The 20430-nt window shown below is 36.7% G+C and carries 19 protein-coding genes, 1 tRNA gene and 1 pseudogene; 9 read left to right on the top strand and 12 right to left on the bottom strand.

The window, feature by feature from the left end:
- Positions 1 to 169: 169 nt before the first annotated feature.
- Together infC and thrS are read right to left on the bottom strand one after the other, a co-directional pair.
- On the bottom strand, positions 170 to 727 hold the full coding sequence (infC, locus tag CXF79_RS11805; protein WP_011043701.1) for a translation initiation factor IF-3: 558 nt from the start codon (positions 725 to 727) through the stop codon (positions 170 to 172).
- 121 nt (positions 728 to 848) lie between these two features.
- Entirely contained in the window at positions 849 to 2759 is a 1911-nt protein-coding gene (gene thrS, locus CXF79_RS11800) for a threonine--tRNA ligase (RefSeq protein WP_101155106.1), read from the bottom strand.
- Between the two features lie 384 nt (positions 2760 to 3143).
- On the opposite strand from thrS, the gene CXF79_RS11795 reads away from it, so the two are divergent.
- Entirely contained in the window at positions 3144 to 3869 is a 726-nt protein-coding gene (locus tag CXF79_RS11795) for a hypothetical protein (protein ID WP_101155104.1), read from the top strand.
- 195 nt (positions 3870 to 4064) lie between these two features.
- On the opposite strand, the gene CXF79_RS11790 is transcribed toward CXF79_RS11795, so the two are convergent.
- Positions 4065 to 5744, bottom strand: coding sequence for an NAD(P)/FAD-dependent oxidoreductase (locus tag CXF79_RS11790; protein WP_101155103.1), 1680 nt, complete (start codon positions 5742 to 5744; stop codon positions 4065 to 4067).
- 148 nt (positions 5745 to 5892) lie between these two features.
- Between CXF79_RS11790 and fdxA the strand changes: the two genes are divergently transcribed.
- The 6 genes and pseudogenes from fdxA to CXF79_RS23640 form a co-directional block, all read left to right on the top strand.
- Positions 5893 to 6228, top strand: a complete 336-nt coding sequence (fdxA, locus tag CXF79_RS11785; protein ID WP_101155101.1) for a ferredoxin FdxA — start codon at positions 5893 to 5895, stop codon at positions 6226 to 6228.
- An 89-nt stretch (positions 6229 to 6317) separates the two neighbouring features.
- Entirely contained in the window at positions 6318 to 7238 is a 921-nt protein-coding gene (locus CXF79_RS11780) for a fructosamine kinase family protein (RefSeq protein WP_101155098.1), read from the top strand.
- 141 nt (positions 7239 to 7379) lie between these two features.
- Positions 7380 to 7586: a CPXCG motif-containing cysteine-rich protein gene (locus CXF79_RS11775; protein WP_011043707.1), complete on the top strand. Its 207-nt coding sequence runs from the start codon at positions 7380 to 7382 to the stop codon at positions 7584 to 7586.
- 165 nt (positions 7587 to 7751) lie between these two features.
- A complete protein-coding gene (locus tag CXF79_RS11770; protein WP_011043708.1) occupies positions 7752 to 9170 on the top strand; it encodes an MATE family efflux transporter in 1419 nt (472 codons plus the stop codon).
- A gap of 126 nt (positions 9171 to 9296) precedes the next feature.
- A tRNA-Val gene (locus tag CXF79_RS11765) sits at positions 9297 to 9373 on the top strand.
- Positions 9374 to 9526: 153 nt separating this feature from the next.
- Positions 9527 to 9683 (top strand): annotated as a pseudogene (locus CXF79_RS23640) (integrase arm-type DNA-binding domain-containing protein); the annotation flags it as partial.
- A 75-nt stretch (positions 9684 to 9758) separates the two neighbouring features.
- Here CXF79_RS23640 and CXF79_RS11755 read toward each other — a convergent pair.
- The 9 genes from CXF79_RS11755 to CXF79_RS11715 all read right to left on the bottom strand — a co-directional run bounded on the left by CXF79_RS11755 (position 9759) and on the right by CXF79_RS11715 (position 17306).
- Entirely contained in the window at positions 9759 to 10559 is an 801-nt protein-coding gene (locus tag CXF79_RS11755) for an HNH endonuclease (protein ID WP_101155096.1), read from the bottom strand.
- Between the two features lie 232 nt (positions 10560 to 10791).
- Positions 10792 to 12138 carry a DUF4145 domain-containing protein gene (locus CXF79_RS11750; RefSeq protein WP_101155094.1) on the bottom strand — a complete coding sequence of 449 codons (1347 nt, stop codon included), beginning with the start codon at positions 12136 to 12138 and terminating at the stop codon, positions 10792 to 10794.
- Complete coding sequence (locus CXF79_RS11745) at positions 12135 to 13112, bottom strand: viperin family antiviral radical SAM protein (protein WP_157825878.1); 978 nt, start codon at positions 13110 to 13112, stop codon at positions 12135 to 12137. Before CXF79_RS11745 ends, CXF79_RS11750 begins: the two co-directional genes overlap by 4 nt.
- A 202-nt stretch (positions 13113 to 13314) precedes the next feature.
- Positions 13315 to 13986, bottom strand: a complete 672-nt coding sequence (locus CXF79_RS11740; RefSeq protein WP_101155092.1) for a hypothetical protein — start codon at positions 13984 to 13986, stop codon at positions 13315 to 13317.
- 9 nt (positions 13987 to 13995) lie between these two features.
- Complete coding sequence (locus CXF79_RS11735) at positions 13996 to 14457, bottom strand: hypothetical protein (RefSeq protein ID WP_101155090.1); 462 nt, start codon at positions 14455 to 14457, stop codon at positions 13996 to 13998.
- The gene (locus tag CXF79_RS11730) at positions 14457 to 15338 is read right to left on the bottom strand and encodes a hypothetical protein (protein WP_101155088.1); all 882 of its coding nucleotides are present in this window, start codon (positions 15336 to 15338) and stop codon (positions 14457 to 14459) included. The genes CXF79_RS11735 and CXF79_RS11730 overlap by 1 nt, the downstream gene beginning before the upstream one ends.
- A 173-nt stretch (positions 15339 to 15511) precedes the next feature.
- On the bottom strand, positions 15512 to 15835 hold the full coding sequence (locus CXF79_RS11725) for a hypothetical protein (protein ID WP_101155086.1): 324 nt from the start codon (positions 15833 to 15835) through the stop codon (positions 15512 to 15514).
- Between the two features lie 33 nt (positions 15836 to 15868).
- On the bottom strand, positions 15869 to 16675 hold the full coding sequence (locus CXF79_RS11720) for a DUF3307 domain-containing protein (RefSeq protein WP_101155084.1): 807 nt from the start codon (positions 16673 to 16675) through the stop codon (positions 15869 to 15871).
- A complete protein-coding gene (locus CXF79_RS11715; RefSeq protein WP_101155082.1) occupies positions 16668 to 17306 on the bottom strand; it encodes a hypothetical protein in 639 nt (212 codons plus the stop codon). The genes CXF79_RS11720 and CXF79_RS11715 overlap by 8 nt, the downstream gene beginning before the upstream one ends.
- A gap of 835 nt (positions 17307 to 18141) precedes the next feature.
- Between CXF79_RS11715 and CXF79_RS11710 the strand changes: the two genes are divergently transcribed.
- Both CXF79_RS11710 and CXF79_RS11705 read left to right on the top strand, forming a co-directional pair.
- Complete coding sequence (locus tag CXF79_RS11710; protein ID WP_101155080.1) at positions 18142 to 18324, top strand: hypothetical protein; 183 nt, start codon at positions 18142 to 18144, stop codon at positions 18322 to 18324.
- Positions 18325 to 18331: 7 nt separating this feature from the next.
- On the top strand, positions 18332 to 20416 hold the full coding sequence (locus tag CXF79_RS11705; protein ID WP_101155078.1) for a DNA phosphorothioation-associated putative methyltransferase: 2085 nt from the start codon (positions 18332 to 18334) through the stop codon (positions 20414 to 20416).
- Positions 20417 to 20430: the final 14 nt, after the last annotated feature.

Genomic DNA, 20430 nt, shown 5'->3' with positions numbered 1-20430 from the left:
GGTATATGCCAAATATTAAGTAGCGAGGGCGAAACTGACGTTTATCACAATATAACGTGAAAACAATCAATTTACTTGCAAGCCTGTACTACCAGCGTAAAGATAAAATTGGTGAATTAAACTTCTATTTAATAAAAAGTAAAAGTTTAATTACTTGTCAAACCAAGGATTATCTATTTTTAGGGGCTAAAACCATCACCATTTGACGTCCTTCCGCACGACGCGGGAAGAACTCAAGTACGGTTAACTCTTCTAAATCGTTTTTAACACGCGTTAAAAGTTGTAAACCTAACTCTTGGTGGGCCATTTCACGGCCACGGAAACGTAATGTTACCTTGACCTTGTCGCCGCCTTCTAAAAAGCGTTTCAGGTTACGTAATTTCACCTGATAATCGCCTTCATCTGTACCAGGACGGAATTTAATTTCCTTAACCTGTATTTGTTTCTGGTTTTTACGTTGTTCTTTCTGTTCTTTAGCTTTTTCATAGATAAACTTGCCGTAATCCATCACACGACAAACGGGTGGTTTAGCAGTAGGGCTAATTTCAACAAGATCAACACCAGCGTCATCCGCTTGGTCCATTGCTTCATCTAATGTAACGATGCCACCAGGTTCTCCGTCAAACTTAATCAAACGAATTTCGTTGTCTAGGATATCTGTAATTAACTCATTCAAACGATGAGCTGGCTCTTTACGCCCGCCTCGTTGTCCACCTTTAATAGCCATGTTCCTCCAAAGAACTCTTTAATTTATTTAATCTCTGCCTTTATTCTATAGAATTATAGAAAAGGCAGACTATTTTGCTTTTATTATGTTATCCGTTTATAACTTTATCGTTATTTTAGTTTTACTGACGAGATTTAACTTCATCAGATAACTTAGCAATAAAGTCATCAACCGACATTTTTCCTAAATCTTCACCACTTCGAGTTCGAACGGATATTTCACCGGATTCCATTTCTTTATCACCAACAACTAATAAATAAGGAACTCGCTTCAAAGTGTGCTCGCGGATTTTAAAGCCTATCTTCTCATTTCTCAAGTCTATTTTTGCTCTAAAGCCATTTTCTTTTAGTTTTTTAACAACTTTCTCACAATATGGTGCTTGTTTATCGGTAATATTCATAATTGTTGTCTGAATAGGCGATAACCATGTTGGAAACTTGCCAGTGAACTCTTCGATTAAAATACCAATAAAACGTTCTAATGAACCTAAAATTGCTCGGTGAATCATTACCGGAGTATATCTTTCGTTATCTTCACCAACATAAGTTGCACCTAAACGCTCTGGTAATGCAAAATCAAGTTGTACTGTGCCACATTGCCAAGCACGACCTAAACAATCCATTAAAGTGAATTCTATTTTAGGGCCGTAAAAAGCACCTTCACCCGGTAAGTATTCAAAGGCAATATTACTGTCTGTTAATGCTTGTGCTAAACCTGCTTCTGCTTTATCCCAGATTTCATCACTACCAATACGGTTGTCTGGACGTGTAGAAAGCTTCACAACAACATCTTCAAAGCCAAACGAGCCGTAGACGTCATATACCATTTCAATACATTTTTTAACTTCAGCTTGAACTTGTGATTCCATACAGAAAATATGAGCATCATCTTGAGTAAAGCCACGAACGCGCATTAAACCATGTAAAGACCCTGAAGGCTCATTACGATGACAACAGCCAAATTCAGCAATACGCAATGGTAAATCACGGTAAGATTTCAAACCTTGATTAAAAATTTGAACATGACCAGGACAGTTCATTGGTTTAATTGCGTATTCACGCTTTTCTGAGGTAGTAGTAAACATGCCATCAGCATATTTGTCCCAGTGACCTGATTTTTCCCAAAGACTTCTATCCATCATCATTGGTGCTTTAACTTCGTCGTAATCATATTCGTGTAACTTTTCACGAATAAATTTCTCTAACTCAGTATAAATAGTCCAACCATCGTTATGCCAAAACACCATGCCTGGTGCTTCTTCTTGCCAATGGAATAAATCTAATGTTTTACCAATTTTACGATGATCGCGTTTTTCAGCTTCCGCTAAACGTACTATATAAGCTTTAAGTTGCTTTTTATCAGCCCATGCTGTGCCATAGATACGTTGCAACATTTTGTTGTCTGAATCGCCACGCCAGTAGGCACCAGCAACTTTCATTAATTTAAAGTGATGACAATGACGCATGCTTGGTACATGAGGACCACGACACATATCAATGTATTCTTGGTGATGATATAAAGCCGGTGTATCTGTTTTCTCAATGTTCTCATCAAGAATGGCTAATTTGTATGTTTCGCCACGTTCAGTAAAGGCGTCATAAGCATCTTGCCAAGAACCTGTCTTTTTAACAACTTCATAACCAGTACGTGCTAGTTCAGTCATGCGCTTTTCAAGCTTAACTAAATCATCTTCACTAATTGATTCATCAAGATCAATGTCATAATAAAAGCCATTTTCGATCGTTGGACCGATAGCCATTTTAACATTTGGGTATAACTGTTTTATTGCATGCCCTAATAAATGTGCACATGAGTGACGAATGATCTCAAGACCTTCGCTATCTTTGCTCGTAATAAGCTGCAAAGAAGCATCTTGAGTAATTAGTTCACAGGCATCTACAAGGTTTCCATCGATACGACCAGCAATGGTTGCTTTAGCAAGACCAGGACCAATATCAAGAGCAACATCCATTATAGATACAGCATTTTCAAAAGAGCGTTGTGAACCGTCAGGGAGAGTAATTACAGGCATGTTTTTCCTTATCAGTGGCGGCGCACACGAAGCGTCGCTTGAGTTTTAATAGTTAAAAAATAAATGGTATTAGCCGCTGCGTCCTGCAATAGCTTTTTTATGTTCATCCTGAACATAAAAAAGAGCCTATAGCTCTTTTTTTAAATTAGGTTTTTTACCCGATTATTGTAAAAGCCTTACCCTTTTTAAACAAGGGTTTTCAACAAGGTTTGAACAATTAATACTGTTTATACCTGCTTTAAATTCGACTGCTGTCAAAACTATCCTATAACAAAGTTATGTTTGTGGAATAAATGACAAAACTATCAGCGCCGAATCTACATAGCACTTTACCGAAAAATCAGTAATACTATTGATAAATAATTTAATAACCAGCTGAATTTAGTGAAAAAAACGTCCTGTCTTATCATACTGCTACTTTTTAGTTCTCTACAGTTATCCTATGCCGCACAAGTCCCATGGAAGTTATGGAAAAAAACCAGCGCACAAAGCGTTAGTTACCGTCCCGCTATAATAAATGGTCAAACTGACGACAAGCTAATTGAAATTAAGGCTACGGCGACAGTCAAATCAAGTATCTCTGGGTTTTTATTCTTTTTACAAAATGTCGATAACACCCAACATTGGTTAGTTAATGCCAGTGAAAGCAAAATAATTAAGCAATATTCAGCGACAGAAAATAGCTTCTATATAAAACTGACTAAAATCTGGCCTTTACAGGCAAGAATTTTAATACTCAATTCTCTTTATTGGCAAAACGATGACTTAAGTGTTGAGATAAAATTAACAGATGCCGTAAACGTTGAAGACTATATGCTTTTGGCTGTGAGCAATTTAAAGGATTACTTACAAGTTAAAACCCACAGTGCTCATTGGAAAATAATGCCTAAGCAGTCAGAAGAGGAAGGTAGTGAAATTGCTATTGAATATATTTTTATTGCTGATGGTCGGGGGGAGACACCAAAGTGGTTGGCTGATCATCTAGCGCTTAAATCTATTTGGAAAAGTATGCGAAATATTAGGCGACAATTACCAAAAGAAAAATGGCAACAACAAACAATAAAAGGGATTACTGAATTATCTACAATACCTTTAACTGATAAACCTTAACGAATAACGACGAGAGCATCACCAATAACCAAGACATCAAAAGCTTAGTCAGATTTCAATCATCCTTAATCCATTCATCGTCATTCCCGAGTTCTCTTGTCGGGAATCCATCGGCACAATAAAACTAAAAACTGGATCCCCGATTAATATACCACGGGGATGACGTCCCTAAGCCATGTGCATAGGAACATTAATTTACTGCTCAGCTGTAATAGCTAATGCCATTGCCTCAGCAATTTTAATACCATCAATACCTGCAGATAAAATTCCACCCGCATAACCCGCACCTTCACCAGCAGGGTAAAGACCTTGCGCGTTAAGGCTTTGTAAGGTCTCTTTATCTCTCGTAATTTGAATAGGTGATGAAGTTCGAGTTTCTACTGCGGTTAATGTTGCTTCGGCCATTGAAAAACCCTTAATTTTTTTATCAAAAGCAGGCAGTGCTTCTCTAATTGCAGCTATCGCATAATCGGGTAAGGTTTCACTTAAATCGCAATAAGTTACACCTGGTTTATAAGACGGGGCTACTGAGCCGTGTTCGCCACTTTTACGTCCTGCAAGAAAATCACCTACAAGCTGTACTGGCGCATCATAACTTTCGCCGCCAAGTTTAAACGCTTTTGCTTCTAAGTTACGTTGAAATTCCATACCCGCAAGTACATAATCTCTATCTGAAGCAAACTCACTGGTGATGAAATCTTCCGGTTCAATACCCACAACAATAGCACTATTCGCATTACGCTCAAGACGAGAGTATTGGCTCATACCATTAGTCACTAAACGGCCCTCTTCCGAGGCAGCGGCAACAACAGTTCCCCCTGGACACATACAAAAACTGTAAACTGAACGGCCATTACTACAATGGTGAACTAACTTGTAATCTGCCGAGCCTAAAATTTCATTACCGGCATTATTGCCAAAGCGTGCTTCATCTATGACCGCTTGTTCATGTTCAATACGAAAGCCAACAGAGAAGGGTTTTGCTTTCATGTAAACATCTTCATCAAATAACATACTAAAGGTATCACGAGCACTATGTCCGATAGCTAAAGCAATATAGTTAGTCTCTATATGATCACCATTAGAGAGAGTTAACCCTGTCACTTTTTTGTTTTGGTAACCTTCAATGCCCTGCGCGGTACATTCATTACCTTCAACATCAGTAAAGTGAATTTTATCTACTCGCTGGTTAAATCGAACTTCACCGCCAAGTTCAAAAATTTTGGCGCGCATTTTTTCAACCATAGTTACTAATTTGAACGTACCAATATGGGGTTTGCTTACGTAAAGGATCTCTTCAGGTGCACCCGCTGCCACAAATTCATGAAGCACTTTACGACTATAATGCTTAGGGTCTTTAACTTGACTATAAAGCTTACCGTCTGAGAATGTACCTGCTCCCCCTTCACCAAATTGCACATTGGATTCAGTATTTAATATTTTTTTACGCCAAAAACCGAAAGTGTCTTTGGTGCGTTGTCTAACTTCTTGACCACGCTCTAACACAATAGGATTAAAGCCCATTTGTGCCAACACTAAACCTACAAATAAACCACAAGGTCCCATACCAATAACAACTGGGCGATTTTTAAGGTTCTTTGGTGCTTGGCTAACAAATTTGTAAGCCATATCTGGCGTTTCTTTTACTTGGGTATCAGCAATAAATGTTGCAAGAAGCGCTTCGTCAACATTCGTTTCAACATCAAGGGTATAAATTAAGAAAATACTATTTTTCTTACGTGCATCATAACCACGTTTAAACACGGTGAATTTTATTAACTGAACGGCTTTTATTGATAATTTAGTTAAAATTGCTTGTTCAAGTTCGTGCTCTTGATGATCAAGCGGAAGTTTAATATTGGTTAAACGAATCATTCTGTTGAGATCCAGCATAGGAAGAGTAATATTTTTCACTATTTTACCTGTACGCCATCATTTTATAAACAAGAGATTGAATTTGCTCCCAACAAAGGTATGATCCACACCATTATTAAGATAAAAATTAACAAATTTAGATAAAGCCATGGCATTTGTAGTAACCGATAACTGTATATTATGTAAATACACTGACTGTGTGGCAGTGTGCCCTGCTGATGCGTTTTATGAAGGACCTAATTTTCTCGTGATTAGCCCTGATGATTGTATTGATTGTGACTTATGTCCTGTTGAATGCCCTGCAGGTGCTATTTACCAAGAAGATGAAGTACCCGCAGACCAGCAAGAATTCATTGAACTGAATGCCGAACTAGCAAAACACTGGCCCAGAATTACCGAAGTAAAACCGCCATTAGAACAGGCTAAAAAATGGGATGGCGTTGCAGATAAAATCCAATATTTAGAGACTCAGTCAGATGACTAAAATGTATTAAATAAATATTTTTTTTCAAGACAACACTCTGTAGGAAAGCAGCTATACTAAAGAACATATAATTACTCTTGGAGATAACTATGTGGCATAGCATTGAACAAGCCATTAGCGTTGAAACTGGGAAGTCATTTTATATTTCAGAAAAAAAAGAAATATCGACAAGACCGGCCAGCAGTTCCTCATTCACTTGTTCATATGATAATAAAGAGCCACCTCCAAATTTATCATTCAAAATAACTGACGGACACCGCAGTTATTTTCTAAAAATCAACAACAAAGACTATCTAGAAAACTTCCAAGCGGAAGCATACTCATTAAAACAACTTAATAGCTTAGCGAATATTGCCAGTCCTAACGTGACAGCTATAGGCACTAGTTTAGACAAGAGCTTCTTAGTACTCGATTATATTGACTTTAGTAAAGCAAAACCTATGCTTTGGTATCAACTTGGTCAACAGCTCGCTCAAATGCATTACGAAAATCGCCACGGTCAATTCGGTTGGCAACATGATAATTTCATTGGCAGTACAATTCAGCCCAATCATTGGAGCAGTAACTGGACAACCTTTTTTTCTGATCAACGAATTGCTTGGCAATTACAATTGCTGTCTGAGCGTTCCATTATGCTAGGTAATATTGAGCATATTACCCAAGTTTGTCACGACGCATTACTGCACCATCAAGTGTCTCCTTGTCTGGTTCATGGTGACTTGTGGCAAGGTAATACTGGTTTTTCTGGTGAACAAGCTATGATATTTGACCCTGCTTGCTATTATGGCGACCGAGAAGTGGATATTGCCATGACCGAACTATTTGGTCACTTTCCTGATGATTTTTATCATGGCTACCAAGCAGAATATCCCTTAGATGATGGTTACGAACAAAGAAAACTAGTCTATAATTTTTACCATATTTTAAATCACGCTAATATTTTCGGCGGCATTTATATTGATCAAGCCAAAGCAACCTTATCAAGAATTATGTCATTACCATTACACTAATAATTTAAGATAATAAGTAGATATACAAATACTCGTTTTCCAGAAAAAATTTCGACTGTTTTTTAGTCATTTAATTAAAAATAGTTATACTGAATAAACTCGATTATATGAAATCGAATACCCCTTACTTACGGAGGCTATATGACCATTAAACTAAGTGAAAAACGCATTACTTGTCCTCACTGTGGTCATCATTTGCACGCGACCCTAGATGCCTCTGCTGGTGATCAAGATTATTACGATGAGTGCCCTTCTTGTTGTATGGAGATTCACTACAATTTGCATGTTGATGAATACAGAAAAAAGATTCAATTAACCGTAGATAGTGATGATGAGCAAGTCTTCTAGACATCCTCATTCAAGACTCTGTAAATTGTACTAATAAAAACCTGGATTACTTTACTTTTAAAGAGACTGTTTGCCTTGTTTGCTCAGGCTATCTCATCTATGATGCTTGAAATTTGGCAATACCGATAATCGCTCCCCTTCTTCTTTACTAAAGTAACCAATGACATGAATTTAGCTGATTTCTTCACCCATAGTAAAAGCTTATTAAAACTCACTTATCCCATTTTAATCGCGCAATTAATTCAAAACTTAATGGGCTTTGTCGATATTGTTATGGCCGGACGCGTCAGCGCTACTGATTTGGCCGCGGTTGCCGTAGCGAATAGTATTTGGTTACCACTTATATTGACCATTTATGGCTTAATAATGGCACTTTCTGCTATTGTTTCTCAGCTGGCCGGTGCCAAAAACTATAGCAAAATAGTAGAACAAACCTATCAAACCGCTTGGATATCTTTAGTGTTAGGTTTATCACTGATACTTCTCTACTACCTACTCATTCCTATAGTGTCACCACTCGTCACTTTAGAGAGCAACCTTGAAGAGTTGATGTTCGATTACTTAGGTTTTATTGTTTGGGGTGCTCCTGGCTTTTGTTTATACCTTGTACTAAGAAATTATTCCGAAGGCCTTTCATACACTAAGCCAACGATGATTATTAGTATCATAGGTTTACTGGTCAACATCCCTGCTAATTATATTTTCATCTATGGAAAATTTGGCATGCCTGCTCTAGGCGGTGCTGGGTGTGGAGTAGCCACAGCACTCGTTTACTGGTCTATGTTTATCAGTATGCTTATTTATTGCTTTTATTCAAAGGTACTAAAACAAGCAAACTTATTTAGTGCGTTTTATTGGCCCGTATTAGCAGAAATCAAAGCAATATTAGGTTTAGGTATTCCAATCGCTTTATCACTTCTTTTTGAAGTGAGTCTTTTTGCTATTGTTGCTATTATTTTAGTGCCCTTTGGCGCGCAAGTGGTCGCAAGTCATCAAGTAGCATTAAACTTTACTGGTCTAGTATTCATGGTGCCGTTAAGCATAGCCATGGCTACCACCATTAAAGTCGGCTTTGCTATTGGTAATAAAGACTTCAAACAAGCAAGAGATTACACCATGTACTCTATCGTTCTGGGCTTAGCCCTCGCTTGTATCACGGCGCTAATAACCGTACTTTTTAGAACACAAATTGCTGGTATTTACAGTACAGAAGCTCCCGTTATTGAATTAGCAGCCAGTTTAATGTTACTTGCTACCATTTATCAATTTTCAGATACTATTCAAGTTGTCTCTGCAGGCGCATTACGCGGCTATAAAGACACTAAATCTATATTATATATAACCTTTGTATCATATTGGCTTGTGGGTTTATCTGTAGGCTTAATTTTAGGTGTCACCGATTGGATTGTTCCAAGAATAGGACCTTATGGCTTTTGGATTGGTTTTATTGTTGGTTTGACCACAGCAGCAATATTGCTCGCTTGGCGCTTACGAATAATTCAAGAGCGAATTAAAAATAATACTTTTGTGCCGGAAGAAACTGACACCTTGATACATATTTCTTCAGGTAAAATAGATGACTAGCACAACTTTCGGACATATTGCTGGTAAAACCAGCAAACGAATCTTTTTTTCAATTGAATTAAACAAAACTACTTGCAAGGCGATTAACCAAAAGCTAACATAGCGCTCGTTGAGTTATCAACATGTGCTCGCTTAGCTCAGTTGGTTAGAGTACTTGCATGACATGCAAGGTGTCACAGGTTCGAGTCCCGTAGCGAGCACCAAATTAGGGTTTAATAACCCTCTAAGAAAACCCGTAAAGCCCATAACCAAAGGCTTTACGGGTTTTTTTATGTCTAAAGCTATTTCATGCAGTTCCGTGACATCCCCACTTTTTAGGAGTACCAGACAAATCTATCAAGTTGCGGTACTCCAAAATGGCCAAATTAACAAAACCACTAACCAACACAAAGGTTAAGCAAGCTAAACCCAAAGATAAGCTGTACAAGCTTAGTGACGGCGACGGTTTTGTTAAGGGTTAAACCCAACGGCTCTAAACCATGCCTGTTAGATTACTTTAAACCTTACACAAAAATCATATTGGAGTGAGCTTTATAACCCCCTCTACATTAAATCTAAAATACTTTACCTAGTCATTTACACTCTGAATTATCCAAAATGCTTTTCTCTATGGCAATTAGGGCAAAGGGCAATGGTATTTTCGACAGTATCATCACCTCCATCAGCGAGCATTTTTATGTGGTGTACTTCTAAATAAGGCTTAGCTGTAGACTTGCTTATAAAAGGAGCTTTATTTAGGCAACTACCGCAAATCCCATTAGCCTTACGAAGTGCTTCGACTACCACAAAAGGGTTTCGTTTAAATGTTGAGGTGTAAGTTTTAATTTTTTTAGGTTTAGAAGGGTAGCTTTTACTTTTTTGTCTAATTATATCAAGTGGTAAGTCGTAAGCCTCTTCCACCTCTTGCTTAAAGCCCTTTTCAGTACTTTTAGTACTGCTTGTACTATTCAAGTTTGAGTAATCGAAAGGTTTAGATAAATATTCCAACACATTTATATCGTCAATAATACCACATGCCAATCTATAAACTGATTGCCCAATTGTGTCTTTCGGTTTGACTAGTAATCGGCCTACTAGCTTTTCATATCCCGGCACTTCAACCGTATTATACTTCCAGAGACAATCTCCAAAATGTAGTTGGCCTACTTTATTTTTTTCCACACTTAACACCTCAAATACACCAGCAAAAAGGTAGTATGTGTTTCTCTCTAAACCAATTAATGAAATCACATATTTTCTAGAGAAATTTTTCCTTCTTTGGAATTGTTGGTCTTCTTCGAACTCCCCTGCCAAATATATGTCTAAAACAGCCTCTCCTTGACCTGCGCTACTTACAAAATGTATTTTACATTCGGCGGGGTCCTGCGCAAGCAGTTGCTTAAACTCCATTTATAATCCTTGGTTCGTGTTTTTAAATGTTCCAGACTTTCATGTGAAAGTAGATGTAAAACTACAAGAATTCATTGTATATGTCTATACAGAGCACGTTAAGTAGCATAAAAAATGCTAGGCTTTCCTGCTAGTTAGCATGCTATAAAACCCTTTTAAAAAAATAAGCCTCCTCATGTTGTGAGGAGGCCTTCACTAAAAACTTTACCTGTAAAACTTCAAGTAAGTTAAGTTACTGTGTAGCACAGCAATTTTTATACTTTATTCCAGAGTTACAAGAACAACCCTCATTTCTACCCTGTTTACTATTCGCTTTAATTGGTGTTTTTTTTGCTTGTAGGAGTGCTTCATCTAACATTACTATAGTTTCCTCCACAACCTTATTAAATGAATCTTGTAGCTTCAAATAGTTATCATCAAGATACATCACTGCATCGATATGCCCTCTAACAACCGCTTTTCCTAGGTACTCCTGAGAAAGGGCATCATTGTTATCAACCTCAGTAGCTTTATGGTACAACTTACCTAGCTCAAACATTGACTCGGTATCTCCCAACTCAGATGCTCTTTGAAAACAATCAATAGCTCTATCAATATTTATGGGGCAAGCTTTTCCTTCAGAATATAAGATACCTAACTTATGAAACGTGTAAACGTTTTGAGTTACCTTTTTGTGATTAAGGTATTTAAATGCACTTTTATAATCTTCATCTACATAATTTTGCCAGCCTAAATAAGAATAAGCATCGGTAAACCCTCTTTTTATCAGAGCTCGTAAAATGATTTTTGCTTCTACAGCCCCTTGGTTATCAACCTTCCCTTTTAAGCATAAAAGCGAGTAGTTAAATAATGCGTCACAACTTTCAGGTGAAATTGAAATGCCCTTTCCCTGAGAGTCTATAACGGAAGGGATACTCCTTTTTGAACAGAATTGAAAAGACGCTTTATAACTTTCCGCAGCAAAAAAAAACATTGAATTTGACCGCTCAATAAATGTATTGTCATCTAGCATCAGCCTTTCATAGCATTCAGCTAACTTTAGGTATAACTCACCTAAACGAAAATGATCATTATGATTATTGGATGTTAGGCTCATAAACCATAAGTTTTTCTGCTCTTGCCCTCCTGCAACTTTCATTTCATAAGCTGGTAGAGCTTTATCAATACCTAATCCCAAAAATGCATGCTCTAATAAATTTAGTATTCCTTTTCTTGACTCAATAGCATTTATGTCTAATTTTTCTTTAACTGCGATGCCATCTTTTTCATAACCAATATCACAAGAAATATGGACCCCTTCATTAGTTAAAGTTCTAACTTCATGGAATGACTCCCTAGTAACACCAGCAATGATGTTGTTACCTGCTAACTCTTCTATTTGATCGTATAAATTAACACTCTCAAATTCATAGCTAGAATGCTCCTTGTACAATAAACATAACGACTCAAGTATTTTGCGAAACTTCATTAAACTAATATCAGGATCAGCTTTCATAAACAAAAGTGCATCTTTATAATCTGAAGCAATCGACTCTTTAAAAAGCCCAGCAAACTGCTCATCATCGATAATATTACTCATGCTACTTCTCCTTGTCTCATAGTGAAGGAGTTTTTGGTCTGTTTGAACTGGTATTCCCCATTACTAATCAGATTAACCACATCATTAATGACATCTTTTTTATACCGACTAATAAACGTTTCCCAGTTAATTTCACAAACACTTAATGCTTGCTCAACGCTAACATCCAAAATCAAATCACCGTATTGATAGCCATCTTGTGTCTGACTATTCTGATAAAATCGACCTTGAGGATTAATCATTAAATAAGAGTTAGTCATCGCATCATTATCTTCAACAACCATCACCCCTTCTAACTTATCGTGATTTGTTACAAAAACAGAAAACTGTTCCTCAGTAACTAAAAGCTGATTACTCAACACAGGGAGAACCTGAAAAACCTTCCATTTATCAGGCTTTAACTCATTAATTAACGTACAAAATGATTCTTGATAATTTAAGCTGTTAACAACAGTATTTACTTTTATCGTGATGGTTGGGTTAACTTGACGAAACCGTGCAACTGTATTCAATAAGACAGCTGAATCAAAAGAGTTACCTTTACGATCTATACGACCAATGCCTTTTCGAGTATTAACAGACTGGCTATCAAAACTAATACCAATCATAGAGAATAAAGAGCCGTAATTATCTATAAACGTATTAGTTAAATAATGTCCATTCGTGATAAGCGATAAGTTGAAGCCTAATTCCTTAGCTTTTATGATTAGTTGTGAAAAGCGTTTTTTAAGAATTAAAGGCTCTCCTCCAGCAAAATTTATACGAACATTTTTATAAGGGAACACTGCCTTTACTTTATTGCCAGCATCATTAAAAAAATAACTAGCCAGTTTCTCAAGCATTAATTCAGCATCTTCCCCCTGAGTATGTATTTCGTTAGGGCGGTCCCACTTGGCATAACAAAATTTACATGAATAATTACAGACCTCTGTAATATGATAATTAATAACCAATTCGTCTTGCGAATTATTCATGTGAACCTCCTGATACAATTACCAGTAGGTTTGCTTTAATAACAGAATCATAGTTAGAGAGCTCATTGCTCGCATTGAGCAATGAAAAAAGAATTAAATGATACATATTGCTTGTACTCCAATAGTTCACCACACTGTGCGGTGACTTCAGGAGCAAGTATCAAACTGTGAATTTCACAAAAAAGAGTTTATTGGAAATATATTAATATTTATTTAGGAGTGTATGGAATTCTTCGTATTCTTTCCGTTTAGCTTGATATAGAAGGTTTAACCACTGCCCTTCACCATTTAAAAACTCTGCAGAAGCATGTTCCAATATTTGCCCTAGCTCACCAAATTGATTAGTTATTACCGCTTTAATCGCACTATCGTACGGTGAAGGATTGTTGTCAGCAGTAATAACATTGGCAATTAATTCAACAGAGGTAAACTCTCCATCACTAAATGGGTAAGGAATTTCATCTTCCACCCAGTCAATATTACCTTTAGATAAAAATTCACTTAACTCTGGTAAGCGAGACTCTAATGCTTGATAAAGCATTTTTTTAGCACGCCACTCAGCAAAGTGTTGTTCCAGCTTACCTTTAGGAAGCTCTGCCCCATTTAACCATTTTGTTACTACTCTTTTATCCTCAAACAAGGTATCAAGAATGACTAAGTTTCGGATGAAATTTTTATTCCCTGCACGAACGGTGCGAGATTTATAATCTACGGATTCAGAAGATGTATCAGGTTCATCTAAAAGTTGTTCCTTTAAGCTCTCATCTTTAACATAATAATTAAGCCTATTACGTAAACGCTCCGGTAGAAATTTTTGCTCAATCCCTAATGCCCTTGATGCTATCGCAGCAATGCTATTACCTTTTCTCGCCATCATAATCCCTTATCGGCATCTCAGTCCTGTAATAATATGAACTACAGCTTGGCTCTCGCTCATTTCCTTCATGCCCTTTGCAATAACAAGGTATTGAATATACTGTTCATCTACACCACAATTTTCTGCCACCTTATATATGGCACCGGTACACATTCCTGCAAACATAGCTTCCTTCAACGTAGTACTCATATTAAAAGGCAGTAGTGCTTCTTTTTGCTCAACAAATTCAGAGCAAGCCATAGATAGCTCTTCAAAAGAGTGTGCATTATAAGAGCTTCTATAATAAGTTTGCTGATAACCAGTACATTGCCCCGCAAGAAAAGCTTCGGTTATTGACGTAGACATTTTACTGAGCAATGCTTTTTTCTGCTCATCTCGCTCTTCGCATGCTTTGTCTATATCAATACCTACTGCACTGGCAGATAAACTATAAAAACACAGTAATAAAACAATAATTAAACGCAACATTACTTTATAGCCTCTGCACTTGATAACTTAGCTGTTTCTTCTGGGGCCTCAACAGAGTGACCGAACAGAATAAAAGTAAAAATCCCCAAGCCAATTATCATTACGTCATCACGCCAAAATGGCTTGAACTCCCAAGCTATAATGGCAGGAGCAGCAATAAGTATCAGTGCATAAAGTACCGTTGTTAATGAACAAATACTAAGTAAGCTTGTTATAAAACGAAAAGGTGTTAATGCACTTATTTTGTAACTTTTAACTTTGTCTTTTACTATACCAATAAGAGTAAATACAATTGCCGCTAAAAATATCAACACTATTCCATTCATTTGGCTCAATACCGCTACTGCAATACCACCAATAGTTAGCGCTAATGTTGCAACAATCAGTAGTACCAAATGAAAAAGTGCAAATAACCAAGGAATGGTATTTACTTGCTGCTTAATATGTTTGGATCGAGAGAAGAAGTAAAACTTTACGTTTTTATCACCTTTCTCTTTAGATTTTTTTTCTTGGTGAAGCTGAGTCAAGTAACGAACAATAGCTAAATTAGCCGACTTATATTTCTCAAAGCCAGCATCAGACAATGTAAAGTCATCATATTCCTGAAGCAAACAATCTGTTTTATTTAAATAATCTAACTTATCTTTAATATCAGACGATAAGCCCTTTAGTTCATCAGTAAGATTGTTCTCAGAAGATGAGAAGCCGAGGTCTTTCAATAATTGTTGAAGATTAAGGCGCCATTGAGCAATCAGCTCTAATTGAGTTAACTCTGGTGTAGGAGGTGTTTTCTCATGGGAGGATGTTTGTTCAGAGTCCATATTTACTTTATATGAGCCAGGCTGGCATTCATTAACGGGTTCTTTAAAGGTCGATTCCATTCTGTTTTCTTTAATAATTACAACTTAAAATCATTATCGCACTATAGACTAAAAACTTAAATAACCTTTTATAATTATTCAGTTACGTATATTTCCAAGTAGTCAAGAAATAATGATATCCTCCTTTTGGGAGATTCCTTTAATCGATACCGTAGAAAAGTTAAGAATACAACTTACCTTTTAACTAATCGCTCAATCGCCGGTATATCAAATATACTATCTTCATGGCCACTTCTTACAGCCTTTATTTCAGCCTTGCGAGCTGTGCGCTGCTCATTAGTTATTCCGAAAACTGAAAAGTGTGTTTCGTCCATTAAGGAAATAGCCTCAGAACGAGTAATAATACCTAAAAATTCACCTGCATTAATAAAGCCCTGCACTCGATGCTTAAGCCCAGTATTAAGCTTGTTTTTTTTAAGTAACTCAAAGTAGTTAAGTAACTCAAAGTAGTTAAGTAACTGGCGAGTACATTCTTGTTTGAAGCTTTCTTTTTCCAAAATATAAATCCTTTTTTTACAGTACTAAAAGCGCTATTTAATGCCTAAACTTCCCTTAACTATATACAAAGTAATTAACCCTATAAATAGAGTAATGGTGACACTTAACAAGGTACCTAACATCACATACTCAGTCATTTTATGATCATTTTTTTCTTTTAAATCGCCAAACCTAAATACTGATTTAGCTGCTAATAAAAAACCAACACCAGAGAATTGATTCAATAACACAAAAGTCAAAATCAGAACCCTTTCAACCATACCTATGACTTTACCCGCAGAAACAAGCGACTTAATATCTTCACCCTCAACTGTTGTTATGCGACTTCCTTCTTCTTCACCACTATTTGAGTTACCCTTGGCTATTTCACTCCATTGCTCAAGTAACATACTAATAATGATAGATGCAGGCTTAAGCACCACACTATAAGCAATCAGCACTACCACAAATTTATAATCAACCTTCTGAAAAAGATGGGCTATGACTTTATCATAGTCACTGGTAATACATGCCCATACAATAACGAGCATCATAATATGTATTACTTGGTCGAGAAAAAAGTAAGTTGAAGTACGTGGTAAATAAGACTTCACAACATCGATAAACAAATGAGTAACTAAGACAAATGCACTGCCATAACACACAACATCTAATGAGTACCCTGCACAAAGCAAAATGGTAAATACAAAAACTGTATGAATTAAAACATGTTGATATAATCGAATAGACTTCAGGTGCTTTTCATACCTATTCTCAACCCAAGACGAAGGTTGAAAATAAAAATCCCCTAGAATATGAGCAAGTAACAATAAGGCTAACAATAAAACAGATTCACTCATGTATTAATTCACTCTTTAGCGTTTCAAATGTGTCTATAAACTCATCAAATAGTTGGTAGCTTGCCATATTTAACAGCTTAGTTGTATTCACCCTTGATTTATTTAGCCTTTTGGCTATCTCATCATGGTTATTATTTTCATCTATAAGGTACTCATAGAGAGCTTGTATTTGCACTTGGGTTAAATTATCTATTTTTGCATCAACAAATTTAATCAACAGACTAATTCTACTTTGAAATTCTGTTGAATTGGTAAACACGCCTATATTCTGCCCCTTAAGCTTATCTAGCCCTATACCTGATAAATTAAAAGCTTCTCCTGTAGAACTTCGCAGTTTTGTTCTTTGAGTCTCTACGGTACCTAGCCCTATACTGATCCTCGCATCAAATTTTTGTCCCGATGTTTTCACTGATTTTAAGGCTAGTCTTATTAGCAAAGCGCTTGTTATCGAATAATTCATACTTGGAAATATAATTTGAAATGAATCCCCTCTGTATACGTCATACTCAGCGTCGTACTTGTCACTTAAATAGGTTAGAACTTGTTCTAAACGATATCTAATTACATCGAAATCTTGAGCTGCTATCTTTCTAGATTTGATTAAGTCACCAGTAATTACGGCTTTTAACATTATTACCTCCCAAGGCGATAGGTTTAATAACTAACTAACTAACTAACTAACTAACTAACTAACTAACTTGTAGGAGTCACATACACAACAGTAACTAGTAGGAGTCACATACACAACAGTAACTAGTAGGAGTCACATACACAACAGTAACTAGTAGGAGTTACATGTGCAATAGTAACTAGTAGGAGTTACATACGCAACAGTAACTAGTAGGAGTTACATACGCAACAGTAACTAGTAGGAGTTACATGTACAATAGTAACTAGTAGGAGTTACATACGCAATAGTAACTAGTAGGAGTTACATAAGTAATAGTAGCTAGCAGGAGCTACATAAGTAATAGAAGCTAGCAGGAGCTACATAAGTAATAGAAGCTAGCAGGAGCTACATAAATAATAGAAGCTAGCAGAAGCGACATAAGTAATAGAAGCTAGCAGAAGCGACATAAGTAATAGAAGCTAGCAGGAGCTACATAAGTAATAGAAGCTAGCAGGAGCTACATAAGTAATAGAAGCTAGCAGATGCTACATAAATAATAGAAGCTAGCAGATGCTACATAAATAATAGTAGCTAGCAGGTGCTACATAAATAATAGTAGCTAGCAGGTGCTACATAAATAATAGTAGCTAGCAGGTGCTACATAAATAATAGTAGCTAACAGGTGCTACATAAATAATAGTAGCTAGCAGGTGCTACATAAATAATAGTAGCTAGCAGGTGCTACATAAATAATAGTAGCTAGCAGGTGCTACATAAGTAATAGTAGTTAGCTGAAAGCAAAAATTTATAACAATTAAAGAATTGAAATAACGCTCAACAAAAAAGATTAATATAAATGACTAACGTTTGGCTAACCAGTAAAGAAGTACAAAAGCTGCTGAATATTTCCGGCTGTGAGTTAATGCATCTGAGAGAAAGCGATAAACTAACGTTTAAAAAGCAAGGTAATGCCTTTTTGTATCAAATGAATCAGAGTCAAATCGAGCAGAAGCCAATAAACAAGAACCAATCCAAATAGCCTACTAATGAAATTTATTGAGTACCGCGAGCAGGTTAAATCACTACAGGGGGGAAAAAAGTTACCTACAGCTATTTACCTGCACCGCTCTGCAATTGAATCAGTATTATCAGTAACATTACTAAGTTATATTTTAGACACCATCAATAAACTCAATATTACCGAACCTTGGAATTTACTTAAACTTTATAAGCGTGACTTTAAAATAACCCTGCTCAACTATCCCGACTTTGATACATACGCTTACCCTGCACTTCATACAAGCATAACAATTGACTTAGAAGAGCTAACTAAACGGAAAGCTAACTACCAAAAATCAGATAACCCACCGATCTTGCATCGTAAAGAAACTTTTGTTTTAACAAACTATCCGTTAATAGAATCCTTCAAAGCAATAACCACGGAAGGTGAAGCAATTGAGCTATACAAAAACACCAAAACCATAGGTTTTAAACAACAATGGCAAAAGCTTATCAACCGTAAAGGTTACCAACTAAACCCCGAAGGCAGGCTCAAACCTCTGGCAACAATTTCCTCTTCCACAGATGAAGAAGTGCAAACAGATAACATTGAGCCCAACACCATTGCTAGACACTTAACCGCAATAAACAGAGACAAACTTTCAGCCCCTTTTCAAAGACTCGCACGACATAACCTTTTAGAGGGTGATTACAGCATATTCGATTATGGTTGTGGCAAGGGCGACGATGCCAACGAACTTGAAGCGCATGGTTTAAATATCAATAGCTGGGATCCAGTTCACAAACCTGAAGGTAAGAAAATTAATAGTGACATTGTTAATTTAGGCTTTGTATTAAATGTTATTGAAGACGTGAACGAGCGTACACAAACCCTTAAAAATGCATGGCAACTAAGTGATAAATTACTGGTTGTTTCTGTGATGGTAGCGGGCGCAGCCAAGTTAGAGCAATTTACTCGCTATAAAGATGGCGTGATAACTAAGTGGAATACTTTTCAAAAGTATTATAACCAAGCAGAAATTCGATCGTACATTGAACAAGCACTAAAAGCTAAAACGGTTGCTTTAGGCCAAGGCATATTTGCCATTTTCAAAGATAAAACACTCGAAGAAGAATTTTACTTAAATAGACAATATCAACGTAATGAACAACCTGCTGATGCACTTTGGCAGCAATTAACGACTAGACCTTCGCCAACAAAATTATCGTCAAAGGCACAAGAAAAATCACTCTATGAAAAACACAGTGAGCTACTTGATGACTTCTGGAGACAATGCCTAATTCTCGGAAGAATTCCCGCTAACGATGAATTTGAATGCAGCGATAATTTACGTCGCGTAATGGGTAGTCATAAAAAAGCGTTTGAATTAATGGCTGCCACCATGAGCCCAGCGAGCTTTGAACAGGCACAAAAACAGCGTCGTAGCCATGTATTGGTATATTTTGCTTTGAGTTTATTTGAAAAACGTAAAGCTAAGTCTCACATGCCAGCCAGATTACAGCGAGATATAAAAGCGCTCTTTGAATCATATAGCCAAGCCATAGCCCTAGCACAATCACTACTCTTTTCAGTAGGAAATCCAGAAAGCATCGCCAACGCTTGTAGCCAAGCATACCAAGAGTTTAATTGCGGAAAGCTACAACACAGTAAGTCATACTCGTTCAACCGGGATTTACTTAATCAAATGCCAGCGGTAATACGCGTATATGTGGGTTGCGCCATTCAACTCTATGGTGACATAGACGATATAGATGTGATTAAAGTACATATTCGCTCAGGTAAAGTAACCCTACTCAAATACGATGATTTTAATAACAAAGCGCTGCCACTACTTACCGAGCGCATTAAAATTCGCCTGCTCGATTTAGATATCGACTTTTTCTTTTATGGTGATGAATACCCTTACCCACCGCTATACGATAAATCAACTTACTTACCGAATAGCTGCACTGAATATAACAAACAAAAAACGTTTGAAAACCGAATAACTAAGCAACTTAAAGGGTTACCGCTAGAACAATTACCTGACTGGGAGCTTCTACAAAAAATATTCCAATACCAAGGAATAGTGCTGAAAGGTAATAAATTTTATAAATTGAATAAACCTTAATCAAAGTAACGTTT

The sequence above is a fragment of the Colwellia sp. Bg11-28 genome (genome assembly GCF_002836245.1).
GTDB lineage: Bacteria > Pseudomonadota > Gammaproteobacteria > Enterobacterales > Alteromonadaceae > Colwellia > Colwellia psychrerythraea_A.
This window is presented reverse-complemented; position numbering and strand designations above follow the sequence as displayed.